Origin of the sequence: Duganella sp. Root336D2, from assembly GCF_001425005.1 — a bacterium.
In the GTDB taxonomy this organism is placed as follows: domain Bacteria; phylum Pseudomonadota; class Gammaproteobacteria; order Burkholderiales; family Burkholderiaceae_D; genus Rugamonas.
Genome location: NZ_LMDB01000035.1, coordinates 125,130 through 139,491, shown reverse-complemented (window position 1 = coordinate 139,491; position 14,362 = coordinate 125,130). Strand labels below are relative to the sequence as shown.

Here is a 14,362-nt window from a genome sequence, read left to right as displayed (position 1 = left end):
AGGGAGGCTTCGGCCTCCCTTTCGATAAGCACCAATGCTTGACGTAAAAGCAATCGCGCATCTACACTGGATAGCCCCTTCGATCAACCGCGCCCAGCAAGCATGAACTTCTTTTCCAACCTGTCTCCAGTACTCATCCCGGTCCTTGCAATGTGCGTTCCTATTGTCGGCATCGTTGCCTGGGCCGTGGTAAAAATCTCACGGCTTCAGATGCTGCATGAGACCATCCGGCAAATGAGCGCGAATGGCCAGCCGATCCCTCCCGAACTCATTGCACAAATCGTCGAACGTAAGTCTTCTTGACCAAGGTCTCTCAACTTCCTCTTATGCGATAGAGAGCATCAGGCGCTTGCTGAAGTCGATACCTTGGCGCAGGTGTTCGCGGATCTTGTAGAGGAAGAAGGTGGCCAGCACGGCAAGGAAAGCGCAGGTCAGCATGTCCACCGGTTCCGGCCAGCCGATTGATTCCAGCTGGTTGTGGGCGACGCGGGCGGCGCGCATTTGCCTGGCCATGGCGCCGGCGCCAATGATCTGACCGTCGTCGGTGATACGGCGGGCGAGGTCGAAGCGACCGAAGCTGTCGCGCACTTGCATCTGGCCTTTGCTGTAGACGAAGGCCAGCGGGGCGTCGCGGCCCCAGACGCGGACGTTGCCGATAATGTCGCCGTTGTTGTTGATGGCGGTGGCGAAGCTGTTCCCGCGATTCATCATTACACCCAGGTCGGTGGTGCGTACGCCGTCGTAGCTGAAGGCGTGCCAGCTGCGGTCGGGCATCTGCATGGTGCCGACTACGACGCCGTGGTCGTTGACGGCCATCGCTACGCTATGGCGGTCGCCGACGTCCGGGATCTCGATCTTGCCGATGCCGGGCTTGTAAATGAAAGCGCGTCGGAAACCGTTGGCGCGATCGGCGGCGCCCACCACGGCGTCATGAGCGTTGATGCCCAGCGCGTAGCTGTTCTTGCCGCCGAAGGTGCCCAGGTCCAGCATGGTGATGCCGGTGTCGATGTAGGCGTGGTAGGCGCCGTCGTAGGTGTCGGCGTGGCCGACGATGTGGCCTTGTTCGTTGATCGCGGTGCCTGCGCTGCTGGCGCCACCCAGCGTGTCGAGCTCACGCAGGCCGTTGCGCTTGTCGAAGCGATAGGCGTGCCAGGTGTAGTCGGCCGCCTGGGCGGAGCCGGTGACGACGCCGGCGTTGTTGATCGCGGCAGCGGTACTTTCTTCGCCGCCGAAAGTGCCGATGTCGTAGCGCTGGCCGCCTGAGCGCAGGAAGGCTTGCCGGGCGCCGTAGCCGGTAATGGATTCCAGCACAGTATCGCCGGACGCGTTCATGTCCTTGGCGACAATGGACTCGAACATTGAGCCGCCGAACGGGCCGGCGTGAGCCCCGCTGGCGCATAGCATCGCTGTCAGCGCGATCGCATGGAGGGCGCGGCGCATCAGGCCAGCGACAGCATCTTGCTGCTGTAATTGATCCCTTTGCGAATACGGTCGCGCAGTTTGAATGCGCCCGCGGCGGCGAGGATGGCAAGGAGGCCGAGGGTCAGCCAGTCAAGCGCCGTGAGGCCCCGTTTCGTCTGGACCGAATCGACGGAGCCGGATTTCAGCACGTGGCCGGTGTAGGCGGAGCCGATTACTTTGCCTTCCTCGGTGATGTCGCGAGTCAGGTACAGGCTGCCGAAGGCCGAGCGTACCTGCATCTGGCCATTTTTGTAGATGAAGGTATGCGGCGAGTCGTGGTCTTTGATTTTCACGGTGCCGACAATGTCGCCATGGTTATTGATGCCGTTGGCGAAGCTGGAGCCCCGGGCAATCATGGCGCCCAAGTCGATGATGCGGCCATTCTCGTACATGAAGGCGTGCCAGGCGCCGTTCGGCATCTCGGACGCGCCGACCACCACACCGTGGTCGTTCACCCCGGTTGCCACGCTGATGCGGCCACCCAGCGTTGGCAGCTCGATCATGCCGCTGCCCGGTTTGTACAGGAAGGCGCGGCGGTAGCCGTTCGGCAGCTGCGCGGCGCCGACCACGTAACCGTCGCCGTTGATGGCGGTCGCATAGCTGTTTTTGCCGCCGAGGGTTCCCAGGTCCTGCATGCGGCTGCCGTTGTCGATGAAGGCGTGGTAATTGCCGTCCGCGGTGTCGGCATAGCCGACGATGTGGCCGGATTGATTGAGTGCGGTGCCGACGCTGCTGCTGCCGCCAAGCGTGCCGAGGTCGCGAATGCCTTGGGCTTCGTCGTAGCGGAATGCATGCCAGGCGTTGCTGACGGTGAGTGCGCCGCCGGTGACCACGCCCTGGTTGTTGATGGCGTTGGCGGTGCTGTCGCTGCCGCCCAGGGTGCCGATTTCGATATGGCGTCCTTGCGACATCATGATGGCCCGGCGGCGGCCGTCTTCATCCTTGATTTCTCCGACCCATTCGCCTGCTGCGTTGACGCCTGTCATGCTGCTGGACTCTGTTCTTAGTTCCCCCATCGGGCCGCGGGCCTGGGTGGTGGCGAAGGGCAGGGCCAGTGCGATGGCCAGGGCAAGCGAAGCAGGCTTCATAGGCAGTCTCCGGTGAATAAGAATTGTTCCGGCGACTATATATGAGAATTAGTAAAAAATATTCTCAAATTGTAATGCCTAAACTTTGCGCACGAACTCCGATTTCAGGCTCATGGCGCCGAAGCCTTCGATCTTGCAGTCGATATCGTGATCGCTGTCGACCAGGCGGATGTTCTTCACTTTGGTGCCCTGCTTGATCACGCCGCCGGAGCCTTTTGGTTTCAAGTCCTTGATCACGGTGACGGTGTCTCCATCTTGCAGGATGGCGCCGACCGAGTCCTTGTAGACGCGCGCGGATTCGCCGGCTGCTTCGGCGGCCTGCTTCGGCCATTCGTGGGCGCATTCAGGGCAAACATAGTTATCGGCGTCTTCGTAGGTATACTCGGACTGGCATTTTGGGCAGGCTGGGAAATTAGACATTGGGACTCATATGCAGGAACTGGAAAACCCGATCTGGGCAGCGCTGAACAGCGCACAGCAGCATTTTAACATTCCAACAGGTCCGGCCCGGCGCTATCCGGCCGATGTGGCGCCGTTCTGCGCGGTGGCGGAGCAGGGCGTGCCGCTATCCGCCGAAGACCTGGCCGTTGTGGGCGATGGCTATTATTTCCTCGGTGCGATGCCGTCGCTGCCGCAAGGCTGGTCGCTGCAGCCGCTGTCCGGCGTGCTGCAAATGGTCTACCAAGGCGGCCCGCTCGCGGCGCCAGACGCGGCGATGATCCGTGTGCTGGCGGCCGACGATCCGGCAATGGTGGAACTGACCAATATCGCTTTCCCCGGCTACTTCAGGCCGCGCACCGGTGACATGGGCAGGTACGCCGGCATCCACGACAATGGCGCCCGGCTGGTGGCGCTGAGCGGGGAGCGCATGGACCTTGGCCACATGCGCGAAGTGAGCGCGGTCTGCACGCATCCCGAGTTCACGGGCCGCGGCTATGCGCGCAAGCTGGTGGAGTTCATCATGCACGGCATGCAGCAGCAAGGCGTGCGTCCCATGCTGCATGTCGGTGCGGCCAACGCCCGAGCACAGGCGCTGTACCGCTCAATGGGATATGTGGCCACCCGCGAGCTGCCGCACGCGCGCCTTATTTGCCCGGGCTGACGTTGCCGATGCCTTTGGCCGACTTGTTGACGTGCTTCGGGTTGCCGTAATAAGTGAAGTTGCCCATGCCTTCCACGATCAGGTTCAGGGTGTCGCTGGCGTAGAGGCTGATGTCGCCCATGCCGGTGAAGTTGACGTCGGCGCGTTCGGCTTGCAAATCCTTGAGGTTGGCCTGGCCGACGCCTTGGCCTTTCATGCGCAGCAGCTTGACCTTGCCGCTGGCATATAGCGCGCCGGCGCCTTCGAAACTGATGTCGATCCGTTCGCCGTTGATGTTGGTGACGCGCGATTCGCCGGCGCCCAGGACGCGGAAGCTGGTCAGCGCCGGTACGGTGACGGTGATCTTGTCGCCGTCCTTCACGTTCACCGGGGCTTTGTTGGTGTTTTCGTAGACCACGCGCAGGACGCCGCCTTCAACTACCGTGCTGACTTTGTCGATGTATTCCTTCTGGCCGCTGACCTTGACCGACTGCTCCTTGCCAACGTCAACGTAGACGCTGATCGGGCCTTTGACATTGATGCCGTAGAAGGTGTCGAACTTGCGGGCCTGGTCGCCGGCCAGGGCGAGGGAGGGCAAAAGCAGTGCAGCTAACAGCGTCAGGCGAAACATACGATCTCCTCAAATCAGAGCGCATGATTATGACTTAGTTATGGCTTTTTTGCTAAGCGGGCCCGGTTTTCGCCGGGCCCGTTTGCCAAAGGCGCTTAGCCGGTGTTGCGCAGGCCTGCCGCGACACCGTTGATGGACAGGTGGATGCCGCGATTGACGCGCGGGTCTGCCCGCTCTTCTTCGCCCAGCGCACGGCGGCGCTTGATCAGTTCCACCTGCAGGTGGTTCAACGGATCCAGGTAAGGGAAGCGGTTGGTGATGGAGCGTGCCAGCAGCGGGTTGCCTGCCAGGCGGTCGCTGGTGCCGGTGATCGATTCCAGGCAGCCGAGGGTCTGGTGATATTCCTCGGTGATGCGCTTGAAGATGCGCTCGCGCAGTTCCTTGTCCGTCACCAGCTCGGCGTAGCGCGAGGCGATCGCCAGGTCGGTCTTGGCCAGCACCATGTCCATGTTCGAGAGCAGGGTGGCGAAGAACGGCCAGTGCTGGAACATGTCGCGCAGCTGCGCCGTGCGTTCTTCCTTGTCGCCGGCGGTGATCCAGGCGCCGATGGCGGAGCCGAAACCGTACCAGCCCGGCAGCAGCAGGCGGCACTGGCCCCAGCTGAAGCCCCACGGGATGGCGCGCAGGTCCTCGATGCGGCGCGTCGACTTGCGCGAAGCCGGGCGCGAGCCGAGGTTCAGCTCCGCGATTTCCGCAATCGGCGTGGCCGAGAAGAAGTAGTCGGTGAAGCCCGGGGTTTCATACACCAGGTTGCGGTAAGCCTTGTAGGCCAGCTCGGAAATCTCGGCCATCACCGCTTCGAAACCGGCCAGGCGCTGGCCGTGGCAGGCGTCGGCCGGCGGCGGCATCAGGCTCGCTTCCAGGGTCGAGCAGACCAGCAGTTCCAGGTTGCGGCGGCCGATTTCGGCGTTGGAGAACTTTGAGGCGATGATTTCGCCCTGTTCGGTCAAGCGCAGCTGGCCGTTGACGGTGCCTTTGGGCTGCGCCAGGATGGCCTCGTAGCTTGGGCCGCCGCCGCGGCCGACGGTGCCGCCGCGGCCGTGGAACAGGCGCAGCTTGACGCCGGCCTTGGCAAAGATCTCGACCAGGGCCAGTTCCGCCTTGTACAGCTCCCAGTTCGAGGTCATGAAGCCGCCGTCCTTGTTGGAGTCGGAGTAGCCCAGCATGACTTCCTGGATCTGGCCTTGTCTGGCGATCAGTTTCTGCACCATCGGCACCGCCATCAGCGCTTCCATGATGCCGGCGGCGCGCTGCAGGTCGGGGATGGTTTCGAACAGGGGAATCACCATCAGGTCCGAGGTGCGCTCGCCGTCGGCGCCCTGGCGCAGCAGGCCGGTTTCCTGCTGCAGTACGAATACTTCCAGCAGGTCGGACACAGTCTCGGTGTGTGAAATGATGTAGTTGCGGATGGCGCGCTTGCCGTAACGCTGGCGGATGTCGTGCGCGGTGCGCAGGATGGCCAGCTCGAAGGTGGTCTCGTCCGAATACTCGATGTACGGCGAATACAGCAGGCGTGGTTGCGCTAACTCCGCCAGCAGCAGTTTGACCTTGGCATCTTCATCCAGCGATGGGTAATCGGCTTGCACGCCGGCCCTGGCGAACAGTTCCGCCAGAACACGCTCGTGAATGTCGGACGACTGGCGCATATCGAGCGAGGCCAGGTGGAAGCCGAAGATGTCGGCGGCACGCTTCAGGGTAGTCAGGCGCGGGCGCGCCAGCACGGAACCGTGGTTGGCGTCCAGCGACTCGATCAGCACCTGCAGGTCGGCCGAGAAATCGGCCGGGCATGGGTAGGGCTCGGCGTGGCCGACTTCCTTGCGCAGGATGTTGGTCGCTCCCAGGGCGCGCGCGGTGCTAGCCAGGCGGGCGTACATGCCGATCAGGGCGCGGCGGTAAGGCTCGTCGCTGCGGTGGTCGGAGGTGTCGGTCGAGGCGTCGGACAGGGCTTGCAGCGCCGGCGAGCAGCCGATCATCAGGGTCGACACCGACAGCTCGGCGCCCAGGGCGTGGGTTTCGTCGAGGTAGAAGTCGAGGATGGTGGTGGCCTGGCGTTCCAGCGCATGCTGCATGGTGCCGGCATTGACGTTCGGGTTGCCGTCGCGGTCGCCGCCGATCCAGCTGCCCATCTGCACATAGGAGGCGTCGATGGCAGGCGCACCCGGGCCGTAATGCTCGGCGATCTCGCTTTCGATGTCGTCGTACAGGGCCGGCAATTCGCGCAGGAAGGTGATGCGGTAGTAGGACAGGGCGTTGTCGATTTCGTCCGCCACGGTCAGCTTGGAATAGCGCAGCATGCGCGTCTGCCACAGCGTCGCGATGCGGGCGCGCAGCATGTGCAGGTTGGTGCTGCGTTCCTTCGGCGTCAGCGGCAGGTCGCGCTGGGCCAGCAGGCGGGCGATATCATGTTCCGCGTCCAGGATGGACTTGCGCTGCACCTCGGTCGGGTGGGCGGTCAGGACGGGGGAAATCAGGGCTTCCTTGAAGAAGCTGGTCACGGTGTCCAGTTCGACGCCGGATTCTTTCAGCTTGTCGAGCGCAAAGCCGATGCTGCCTTTTTGCGGTGCCGAGCCGGCCAGCAAGTGGGCGCGGCGGCGGCGGATGTGGTGCTGGTCTTCCGCAATATTGGCCAGGTGGGAGAAGTAGGAGAAGGCGCGCACCACCGTAATGGTCTGTTCGCGCGTCAGGATCTTCAGCATGCCGTCCAGTTCCTTGGCGGCGCCGGCGTCGGCTTCACGGCGGAAGCGGACAGCGGTCTGGCGGATCGTTTCGACGACGGCGAATACTTCCTCTCCTTCCTGTTCCCGCAGGACGTCGCCCAGCAGGCGGCCCAGCAGGCGGATATCTTCCTTCAACGGCGCGTCTTTATCGGCGCTCTGGTGTGCTGCGTCTGTTGCACTTACTTGATTTGCCATAGTTAATCAGTCAAAAGATAAGAATGGTCGTGCAAAAGGCTCGTGGCCGCGGTCTGCATAGGGGCGCGCATGCTAGAATTTGTGGTCCCAATCATGCGCAATAAACTGGTGAACGCCGGTTTGGCGCTAGCAACAGCGAAAGAACTGGTCTTGAATACTCCTGAAATGGCCCAACAGCTCCCTTCCAAATTGGTGATCGCATCGCGCGAAAGCCGCCTTGCCATGTGGCAGGCCGAACACGTCCGCGCTCGCTTGTCCCAATTATATCCGCAGTGCAGCATCGAGATCCTGGGCATGACAACCCGCGGCGACCAGATCCTGGACCGGGCGTTGTCGAAGGTGGGCGGCAAGGGCCTGTTCGTGAAGGAGCTGGAAGTGGCGATGGAAGAGGGCCGCGCCGACCTGGCCGTCCATTCGCTGAAGGATGTGCCGATGGAGCTGCCGCAAGGATTCACGCTGGCGGCCGTGCTGGAGCGCGAAGACCCGCGCGATGCCTTCGTTTCGAACGATTACGCATCGCTGTCCGAATTGCCGGCGGGCGCCATTGTCGGCACCAGCAGCCTGCGTCGCCAGGCCCTGATTTCGGCGCGCTACCCGCACCTGGTGATCAAGCCTTTGCGCGGCAACCTCGATACCCGCCTGGGCAAGCTGGATCGCGGCGATTATTCAGCCATCATCCTGGCCGCCGCCGGCCTGAAACGCCTTGGCCTGCCGCAGCGCATCAAATCGCTGCTGGCGCCGGAAGACTCGCTGCCGGCCGCAGGGCAGGGCGCGATGGCGATCGAAATCGCCGAGCGTAGCGACGGGCTGGATCTGAAGGCAATCCTGGCGCCATTGAACGACCTGCCGACCGCGCAAGCCGTGACGGCGGAGCGCAAGGTATCAAAGGTGTTTGGCGGCTCCTGCCAGGTACCGCTGGCGGCCTTCGCCACCGTTGACGGCGGCCAGATGCACTTGCGCGCCATGGTCGCCACCCCGGACGGCACCCGCGTCGCCCGCGCCGAAGTGAGCGGCGCGGCAACCGAGGCGGAAGCCCTGGGCGCCAACGTCGCCGAGCAGCTGCGCGCCCAGGACGCCGAGGCCATCCTCGCCGTCTGCCTGGCCGAGCAGGCCGACGCCATGAATCCCAACGCCGCTCCAAGCGCAGGTGCCTGACCCTGCGGGTCAGACATCGACTTGCCGGTTTTGATGCCGCACCCAGTCGTCCTCACCCGCCCGATCGCGCAGGCCGAGCCGCTGGCCAGCAGCATTCGCGCCCTCGGCCGCCAGGTCGAGCTGCTGCCGCTGCTGGAAATCAGCCCGCTGCCGGACCAGGCGCCGCTGCGCGACGCGCTGGCCGCCCTGGCGAGCTACCAGCTGGTCGCCTTCGTGTCGCCGAACGCCATTGATGCGGCCTTTGCCCATATCCCGGCATGGCCGCAAGGCCTGCAAGCAGCCGTCGTGGGAGAGGCCAGCCGACTGGCGCTGATCGCCCAAGGCGTCCCAGCCAGCCAGGTCGCCAGCCCCGCCGACCCGGCCCAGAGCGACACGGAGCACCTGCTGCAAGCTCTTGACCTGCCAGCCCTGCGCGGCGCCAGGGTCCTGATCGTGCGCGGCGAATCCGGGCGCGAACTGATGGCCGATTCCTTCCGCGCCGCCGGCGCCGAGGTGACCGTGCTGCCAGCGTACCGCCGCGCCGTGCCGCAATTGACGCCGGCGCTGGGCCAGCGCCTGGCAGCGCTGGCCGCCACGCCGGCCGACTGGATCATCACCAGCTCCGAAGCGCTGCGCGGCCTTGTCGGGCTGCTAAAAGAATTAAACAAGTTGACAATCGTTGCATCTTTGCAACATCATCACCTGATTGTCCCCCATCCCCGTATTGCTGAAACAGCAAGGGATTTGGGCTTCCCGAATGTGACTCTCACAGGATCAGGCGACGAACGGGTACTCGCCGCGTTACAATCACGTCCATGAACGATTTGCCTAACCAAACAGACAACAAAGACGTCCCGCCAAATCCGCAAACTGCGCCGGTCGTCGAGACTTCAAATGCCGCCCAGACTGCGCCAGCGACCCCGCCGGCACAGGAGCGCGACGCGCTGCGCCAGCCGTTGACCATTGCCGTGGTAGTGCTCGGCATCCTGCTGGCAGCGCAGGCCTTCTACTCGAAGAACCAGGTGTTCCGCCTGCGGGAAGAGATGGCGCGCCGGCTGCAGCAGGGCGATTCGCTGAATGGGCAGACCAGCCAGCTGGCGAAAAACGTCCAGGAGACGAGCAAGGAAATCCAGCTCAAGGTAGGCGTGCTGGAAAACCGCCAGCAGGAAGCCCAGGCCCAGCAGCTCGCCCTGGAGCAGCTGTACCAGGACATGTCGAAGAACCGCGACGAGTGGGCGCTGGCTGAAATCGAGCAAGTGCTGTCCACTGCCAGCCAGCAACTGCAATTGGCCGGCAATGTGCCGGGTGCGCTGATCGCGCTGCAGAATGCCGACCGCAGCCTGTCCCGTTCCGACAAGCCGCAATTCATCACCATCCGCCGCGCCATCGCCAAGGATATCGAACGCCTGAAGGCGCTGCCGAACGTCGACAACGTCGGCCTGGCCGTACGCCTGGATAACGTGATCGCCCAGGTCGATGGGCTGCCGATGCTGTCCGACGCCAAGCCAACCGCGCCGGCACAGCCGGAGCGCAAGGCCCATGCGCCGGCCAAAGCCAAAGGCAAAGGCGCAACTGGCAAGGAAGCTGCAGCGGCACCGGCAGAAGATGAAGACAGCTGGGGCAACCGCCTGAAAAACGTGTGGCAGGACTGGAGCAGCGACATGTGGTCGGAAGTGTCGACCCTGATCCGCGTGCGCCGCGTCGAAACGCCCGGCGCCATCATGCTGGCGCCGGAAGAAGCCTACTTCCTGCGCGAGAACCTGAAACTGCGCCTGCTGAACGCGCGCATGGCCCTGTTGTCCCGTAACGAAGCCGCCTTCCGCGCCGACCTGCTGGCCGCGCAGGAATCGCTGGCGCGCTACTTCGACACCAAGACCGCCCAGACCAAGACCGCGCAGCAGCTGCTGCGCCAGCTGCAGGGCAGCAACCTGCAGATCGAAATGCCGACGCTGGCCGATAGCCTGAACGCGGTGCGCAACTACAAGGCGAAGCCATAATGCGTCTCTTTATCTGGCTCGTTGTCATGATGGCTGCGGCCATCGGTATCGCCGTGACGGCACGCTTCAACCCGGGTAATGTGGTGCTGTTTTACCCGCCGTACCGCGTCGACCTGTCGCTCAACTTCTTCATGGTGCTGCTGGTTGCGGCCTTCCTGCTGGTGCATTTCCTGGTGCGCGCCTTCAATGCCACCGTCGACATGCCGCGCAAAGTGGCGGCCTACCGCCAGAACAAGCGTGAACGCGACGGCAACAAAGGCTTGCGCGATGCACTGAAAGCCCTGTTCGAGGGCCGCTTCGGCCATGCCGAAAAAGCGGCGCTGCGTGCCGCCGAACTGCCGGAAAACGCCGGCGTTGCCGCCCTGATCGGCGCCCGCGCCGCACACCGCATGCGCCAGCAGGCCCGCCGCGACCAGTGGCTGGCCCGCATCGCCAGCGACAACGGCATGAAAACCGCGCGCCTGATGACCGTAACCGAACTGCTGGTCGACGACCACCAGCCGGAGGCGGCGCTGGAAGCCGTGCGCGAACTGAATGCCAGCGGCACCCGCCATATCCACGCCCTGCAATGGTCGCTGAAGGCCGAGCAGCAAGCCAAGAACTGGCCGGAAGTGCTGCGCCTGGTGCGCCTGCTGGACAAGCACAAAGCCCTGCATCCGGCCCTCTCGGCGCGCCTGCGCGAACTGGCTTACGACGACCTGATGTCCGACAGCTCGCACGACGCCGAATCGCTGCAGCGTGTCTGGAGCACCATCCCGAGCGCCGACCGCCTCAAGCCATACGTGGCCTGCCGTGCCGCCACCGCCCTGAATGCGCGCGGCCTGCACGACGAAGCGCGCGTGGTGTGCGAAGAATCGCTGGCAGCCAACTGGGACGAACGCGTGCTGCGCGCCTACCGCGATGCCGCCGCTCCGGTCGGTTCGGCGGCGCTGCTGGTGCAGATCGAGCATTGCGAAGGCTGGGTGCGCGAGCGCCCGAACGACGCCGAACTGGCGCTGACCCTGGGTTCCCTGTGCCTGAAGCAAAAGCTGTGGGGCAAGGCGCAGCGCTACCTGGAGCAGGCCCTGTCCGATGCCTCCGAATCGCGCATGGTGCGCGAATCCCACCTCAAGCTGGCGCAGTTGCACGAAGCGCTGTCCCAGCCCGAAGAAGCGGCGAACCACTATCGCCAGTGCGCCTTGGCAACTATCTTGTGATGGTGCTGCGCCGCACAAGCGGCGCGCACTTCGCTATAATTGCAAGGTTAGACTGTCCCAAAAAGCATTAACCCGAGGAAAAACATGAGCCTGAATAAAGTACCGGCCGGCAAGGACCTGCCGAACGATTTCAACGTGATTATCGAGATCCCGATGAATGCGGATCCGATCAAGTACGAAGTGGACAAGGAATCCGGCGCCATCTTCGTCGACCGTTTCATGGGCACCGCCATGCACTACCCGTGCAACTACGGCTACATCCCTAATACCCTGTCCGACGACGGCGACCCGGTCGACGTGCTGGTGATCACCCCATTCCCGCTGATCCCAGGCGTGGTAGTGCGTTGCCGCGCTATCGGCGTGCTGAAGATGACCGACGAAGCGGGCCAGGACGCCAAAGTGCTGGCCGTTCCAGTCGATAAGATCCTGCCGATCTACAAGCACTGGCAGAAGCCGGAAGACCTGCAAGACCTGCGCCTGCAACAGATCCAGCACTTCTTCGAGCACTACAAGGACCTGGAACCAGGCAAGTGGGTCAAGGTTGACGGCTGGCACGGTCCGGAAGAAGCCAAGAAGGAAATCATGCATGGCGTGGCACAAGCCGCCAAGCAAGCGGGCTGATTTCAAGCCCGCATGAAGAAAGCGCCCCGCAGGGCGCTTTTTTACTTTGGGACGGGACGTTCAATAATCCAGCCGACCGGGCGGCAGCTTGTCTTTTGCCGTGCCGGTGATGGCGGCGACGGTGCCGGCGATGATGTCCACTGCATTGTCGAAACAGCCGTGCGAGGAGTCGATCAGCTTGATGCCATTGCTGACCTGGCGTTTGCTGAGCAGGTCGAGGCTATCGCGCTGGTAAAACTCCTGCCATTTTTTGAGTTCGTCCAGCGTGTCTTCATGCCAGTACTTGCCCGTGCTGCATTCGGGATCATGCGCCAGCTGCATGCCCAGCAACGGGGTCTTGTGCAGGCGTTCCAGCGCCCGGCTGACCAGGTAGAGCAGGGATTTGCGGTAAGGGCCGGTGGTGTCGTCCAGCTCCAGGCGGTCGCTCAGGGTGTGGATGGTGAAGCGGTCCCTGGCCAGCGTATTGGCTTCGACGGCCTTGCGGTAGTGCGTATTGGCGAAGGCAATATCGCAGGCCGGGGCATACAGCGTGCAACTGGCCGCCTTCACTCCCAACTCGGTGAAGCGGCTCAGCAGGTGACCGCCGATGATGGAGCCTGCCGAATGGCCGATCAGGTGGATGCGCAGGTCCTTGATGTCGCCGCTTAGCTGCTGCAGGCTGAGGGCGAGGGCGCTCAAGCCGGCGTCGGACTCCTTGCGCATGCCTTCCGCAATATTCTCCTTCATCTCATTCCACATGCTGCGCACCAGCAGCTCGCGCGTCAGTTTTTCAACAGCGCGGTCCCATTTTTCGATCAGGTGGTCGCCGATGCCCTGCGCCGGCGTCGCGCCGAACAGCTGGTGCGCCTTGTCGGCCACAATGTCCTGCAGGATCTCCTTCCAGCCGCTTTTCCAGCTGACGAACAGGGGGTAGGTGTTGCAGGCGCTCAGCCATGGCCCCATGATGCGGATCCGCTCGATCGACGAAGCTTCGCTGCCAAGGCCGCCGTGCAGGAACAGCACCAGGTCGCGCGTTGCGCTGCCGGCGAGCGCCTGCTTCGGCCATGCATGGCAAACCAGGCGGGCATTGTCGGCCGGATTGGCCGCTTGCGGCAGGCGGTTCTGCAGCACACCGTCATTGCCGGTCACGATGGTGTGCCGGTAAGCTTCCTCTTGCGGCCAGGTATTCTGGCGCGCGTCCAGTGGATCGTTGACAGGGCCCCAGCTGGTGCCCGGCGCGCTGCCGGCCGGGCGCTTCGAGCGCACGCGGAAGGCCGGGGAGCGGGCATCGTCGCGCGCGATCGGTACGCCAAGGCCCATGACCCAGGCGTCGCTGCCATTCTCGATCCAGTCCTGGTACGTCAGGATGGCAAAGCCGGAAGCGCCCCAATCGGTGCCCCAGGAATTCTGCACGATGAAGCCGCGTTTGTTGTAGCCGACGATGGCGAAGGCATGTCCGCCGATCGACTTGGGCTGGTGCTCGATCAGCGGCAGCCCGGCGTGTGTCGGCGCGCCTTTGGTGTCGACCTTGGTCCAGCCGGTGTGCACATTGGCCGAAACGTAGATCGCATGCATATTGTGCAGGGCCGATTGCATGTCGACGATGGAGTTCTTGTCGATCCGGTAGTAGATGCCGACTGGCCGCGTGACCGCATCGCTGCGCCATTTTTCATCTTCAGGGCCATTGACTGGCCATAAGCCTTCGGTGCAGGCGCCGTGCTTCTGCCAGCCCTTGAGGGCGCCGCGGCAGCTGGAGCCTTCATAATCATCCCCCGGCCATTCGTCGTAAAAGCGGGCCAGCCGGTACAGCATATGCGGGCTGACCCGGTCACTGTGCTGGTCCGCGAAACCGGCACGGGCCCATAGCTGGAAATTGATGGCGGCGGCCAGGCCGAAGCCGGTGCAGGCGCCTTCGCGCCCCTGGTCCAGCATCAAATGCGATTTCAGGTAGCCCGGCAGTTTGCCATCGATCATTGCCGCAGGAGGATGCTCGGCAGGCAGGTTCTCGATCAGGCAGCGGTAGGGCAGGTCGCGCAAGTCCAGGCGGTCGGGACGGGCATCGAGGGAGATCAGCTGCTTGCCCAGTTTGGCATGGGTCTTTGGCATGGCATCCATCCTTTCATTTGATAAACATCAAACAGAGGTCGAAAGAATTACGCCTACCGTTGATCAATGTCTAATTGGGAGAATCAATTGTTGCTATGCCATCGTTGTGACATTTGGGGAGAATAAAGCTCGGCCGGCCGGCATATGTTTGTAGGG

13 protein-coding genes are annotated in these 14,362 nt (G+C 63.3%); 7 read left to right on the top strand and 6 right to left on the bottom strand.

Annotation, left to right across the window (positions count from 1 at the left end; all coding sequences use genetic code 11):
- The first annotated feature begins 102 nt into the window (after positions 1 to 102).
- Entirely contained in the window at positions 103 to 303 is a 201-nt protein-coding gene (locus ASD07_RS21090) for a hypothetical protein (RefSeq protein WP_055934754.1), read from the top strand.
- Between the two features lie 21 nt (positions 304 to 324).
- Here ASD07_RS21090 and ASD07_RS21085 read toward each other — a convergent pair whose 3' ends face one another.
- The 3 genes from ASD07_RS21085 to ASD07_RS21075 all read right to left on the bottom strand — a co-directional run bounded on the left by ASD07_RS21085 (position 325) and on the right by ASD07_RS21075 (position 2,969).
- Positions 325 to 1,440 (bottom strand): hypothetical protein, encoded by a 1,116-nt coding sequence (locus tag ASD07_RS21085; protein ID WP_055934752.1) that lies wholly within the window; start codon positions 1,438 to 1,440, stop codon positions 325 to 327.
- On the bottom strand, positions 1,440 to 2,549 hold the full coding sequence (locus ASD07_RS21080; RefSeq protein WP_055934751.1) for an HAF repeat-containing protein: 1,110 nt from the start codon (positions 2,547 to 2,549) through the stop codon (positions 1,440 to 1,442). Before ASD07_RS21080 ends, ASD07_RS21085 begins: the two co-directional genes overlap by 1 nt.
- A gap of 78 nt (positions 2,550 to 2,627) precedes the next feature.
- The gene (locus tag ASD07_RS21075) at positions 2,628 to 2,969 is read right to left on the bottom strand and encodes a zinc ribbon domain-containing protein YjdM (protein ID WP_055934749.1); all 342 of its coding nucleotides are present in this window, start codon (positions 2,967 to 2,969) and stop codon (positions 2,628 to 2,630) included.
- 10 nt (positions 2,970 to 2,979) lie between these two features.
- Here ASD07_RS21075 and ASD07_RS21070 point away from each other — a divergent pair, with 10 nt between their 5' ends.
- Positions 2,980 to 3,651, top strand: coding sequence for a GNAT family N-acetyltransferase (locus tag ASD07_RS21070; protein ID WP_055934747.1), 672 nt, complete (start codon positions 2,980 to 2,982; stop codon positions 3,649 to 3,651).
- Here the strand turns inward: ASD07_RS21070 and ASD07_RS21065 are convergent.
- Together ASD07_RS21065 and ppc are read right to left on the bottom strand one after the other, a co-directional pair.
- Positions 3,635 to 4,261, bottom strand: a complete 627-nt coding sequence (locus ASD07_RS21065) for a head GIN domain-containing protein (protein WP_055934745.1) — start codon at positions 4,259 to 4,261, stop codon at positions 3,635 to 3,637. The two genes, ASD07_RS21070 and ASD07_RS21065, sit on opposite strands and share 17 nt — an antisense overlap.
- A gap of 95 nt (positions 4,262 to 4,356) precedes the next feature.
- Positions 4,357 to 7,173 carry a phosphoenolpyruvate carboxylase gene (gene ppc, locus ASD07_RS21060; RefSeq protein ID WP_055934743.1) on the bottom strand — a complete coding sequence of 939 codons (2,817 nt, stop codon included), beginning with the start codon at positions 7,171 to 7,173 and terminating at the stop codon, positions 4,357 to 4,359.
- 165 nt (positions 7,174 to 7,338) lie between these two features.
- On the opposite strand from ppc, the gene hemC reads away from it, so the two are divergent.
- The 5 genes from hemC to ppa all read left to right on the top strand — a co-directional run bounded on the left by hemC (position 7,339) and on the right by ppa (position 12,121).
- Positions 7,339 to 8,328: a hydroxymethylbilane synthase gene (hemC, locus tag ASD07_RS21055; RefSeq protein WP_055935383.1), complete on the top strand. Its 990-nt coding sequence runs from the start codon at positions 7,339 to 7,341 to the stop codon at positions 8,326 to 8,328.
- A gap of 33 nt (positions 8,329 to 8,361) precedes the next feature.
- Complete coding sequence (locus ASD07_RS21050; RefSeq protein ID WP_055934742.1) at positions 8,362 to 9,126, top strand: uroporphyrinogen-III synthase; 765 nt, start codon at positions 8,362 to 8,364, stop codon at positions 9,124 to 9,126.
- A complete protein-coding gene (locus ASD07_RS21045; RefSeq protein WP_055934740.1) occupies positions 9,123 to 10,304 on the top strand; it encodes a uroporphyrinogen-III C-methyltransferase in 1,182 nt (393 codons plus the stop codon). Before ASD07_RS21050 ends, ASD07_RS21045 begins: the two co-directional genes overlap by 4 nt.
- On the top strand, positions 10,304 to 11,500 hold the full coding sequence (locus ASD07_RS21040; protein WP_082507482.1) for a heme biosynthesis protein HemY: 1,197 nt from the start codon (positions 10,304 to 10,306) through the stop codon (positions 11,498 to 11,500). The genes ASD07_RS21045 and ASD07_RS21040 overlap by 1 nt, the downstream gene beginning before the upstream one ends.
- A gap of 84 nt (positions 11,501 to 11,584) precedes the next feature.
- On the top strand, positions 11,585 to 12,121 hold the full coding sequence (gene ppa / locus ASD07_RS21035) for an inorganic diphosphatase (protein ID WP_055934738.1): 537 nt from the start codon (positions 11,585 to 11,587) through the stop codon (positions 12,119 to 12,121).
- Positions 12,122 to 12,181: 60 nt separating this feature from the next.
- Here the strand turns inward: ppa and ASD07_RS21030 are convergent, their stop codons facing one another.
- Positions 12,182 to 14,206 (bottom strand): C1 family peptidase, encoded by a 2,025-nt coding sequence (locus ASD07_RS21030; protein ID WP_162246593.1) that lies wholly within the window; start codon positions 14,204 to 14,206, stop codon positions 12,182 to 12,184.
- Between the last annotated feature and the right edge of the window lie 156 nt (positions 14,207 to 14,362).

Excerpts from the sequence above, each read along its gene's own strand:
- ASD07_RS21085 (WP_055934752.1), bottom strand. The coding sequence starts at position 1,440 with ATGCGCCGCGCCCTCCATGCGATCGCGCTGACAGCGATGCTATGCGCC.
- ASD07_RS21040 (WP_082507482.1), top strand. The coding sequence starts at position 10,304 with ATGCGTCTCTTTATCTGGCTCGTTGTCATGATGGCTGCGGCCATCGGT.
- hemC (WP_055935383.1), top strand. The coding sequence starts at position 7,339 with ATGGCCCAACAGCTCCCTTCCAAATTGGTGATCGCATCGCGCGAAAGC.
- ASD07_RS21030 (WP_162246593.1), bottom strand. The coding sequence starts at position 14,206 with ATGCCAAAGACCCATGCCAAACTGGGCAAGCAGCTGATCTCCCTCGAT.
- ASD07_RS21080 (WP_055934751.1), bottom strand. The coding sequence starts at position 2,549 with ATGAAGCCTGCTTCGCTTGCCCTGGCCATCGCACTGGCCCTGCCCTTC.
- ASD07_RS21050 (WP_055934742.1), top strand. The coding sequence starts at position 8,362 with ATGCCGCACCCAGTCGTCCTCACCCGCCCGATCGCGCAGGCCGAGCCG.
- ASD07_RS21070 (WP_055934747.1), top strand. The coding sequence starts at position 2,980 with ATGCAGGAACTGGAAAACCCGATCTGGGCAGCGCTGAACAGCGCACAG.
- ASD07_RS21065 (WP_055934745.1), bottom strand. The coding sequence starts at position 4,261 with ATGTTTCGCCTGACGCTGTTAGCTGCACTGCTTTTGCCCTCCCTCGCC.
- ASD07_RS21075 (WP_055934749.1), bottom strand. The coding sequence starts at position 2,969 with ATGTCTAATTTCCCAGCCTGCCCAAAATGCCAGTCCGAGTATACCTAC.
- ppc (WP_055934743.1), bottom strand. The coding sequence starts at position 7,173 with ATGGCAAATCAAGTAAGTGCAACAGACGCAGCACACCAGAGCGCCGAT.
- ASD07_RS21090 (WP_055934754.1), top strand. The coding sequence starts at position 103 with ATGAACTTCTTTTCCAACCTGTCTCCAGTACTCATCCCGGTCCTTGCA.
- ASD07_RS21045 (WP_055934740.1), top strand. The coding sequence starts at position 9,123 with ATGAACGATTTGCCTAACCAAACAGACAACAAAGACGTCCCGCCAAAT.
- ppa (WP_055934738.1), top strand. The coding sequence starts at position 11,585 with ATGAGCCTGAATAAAGTACCGGCCGGCAAGGACCTGCCGAACGATTTC.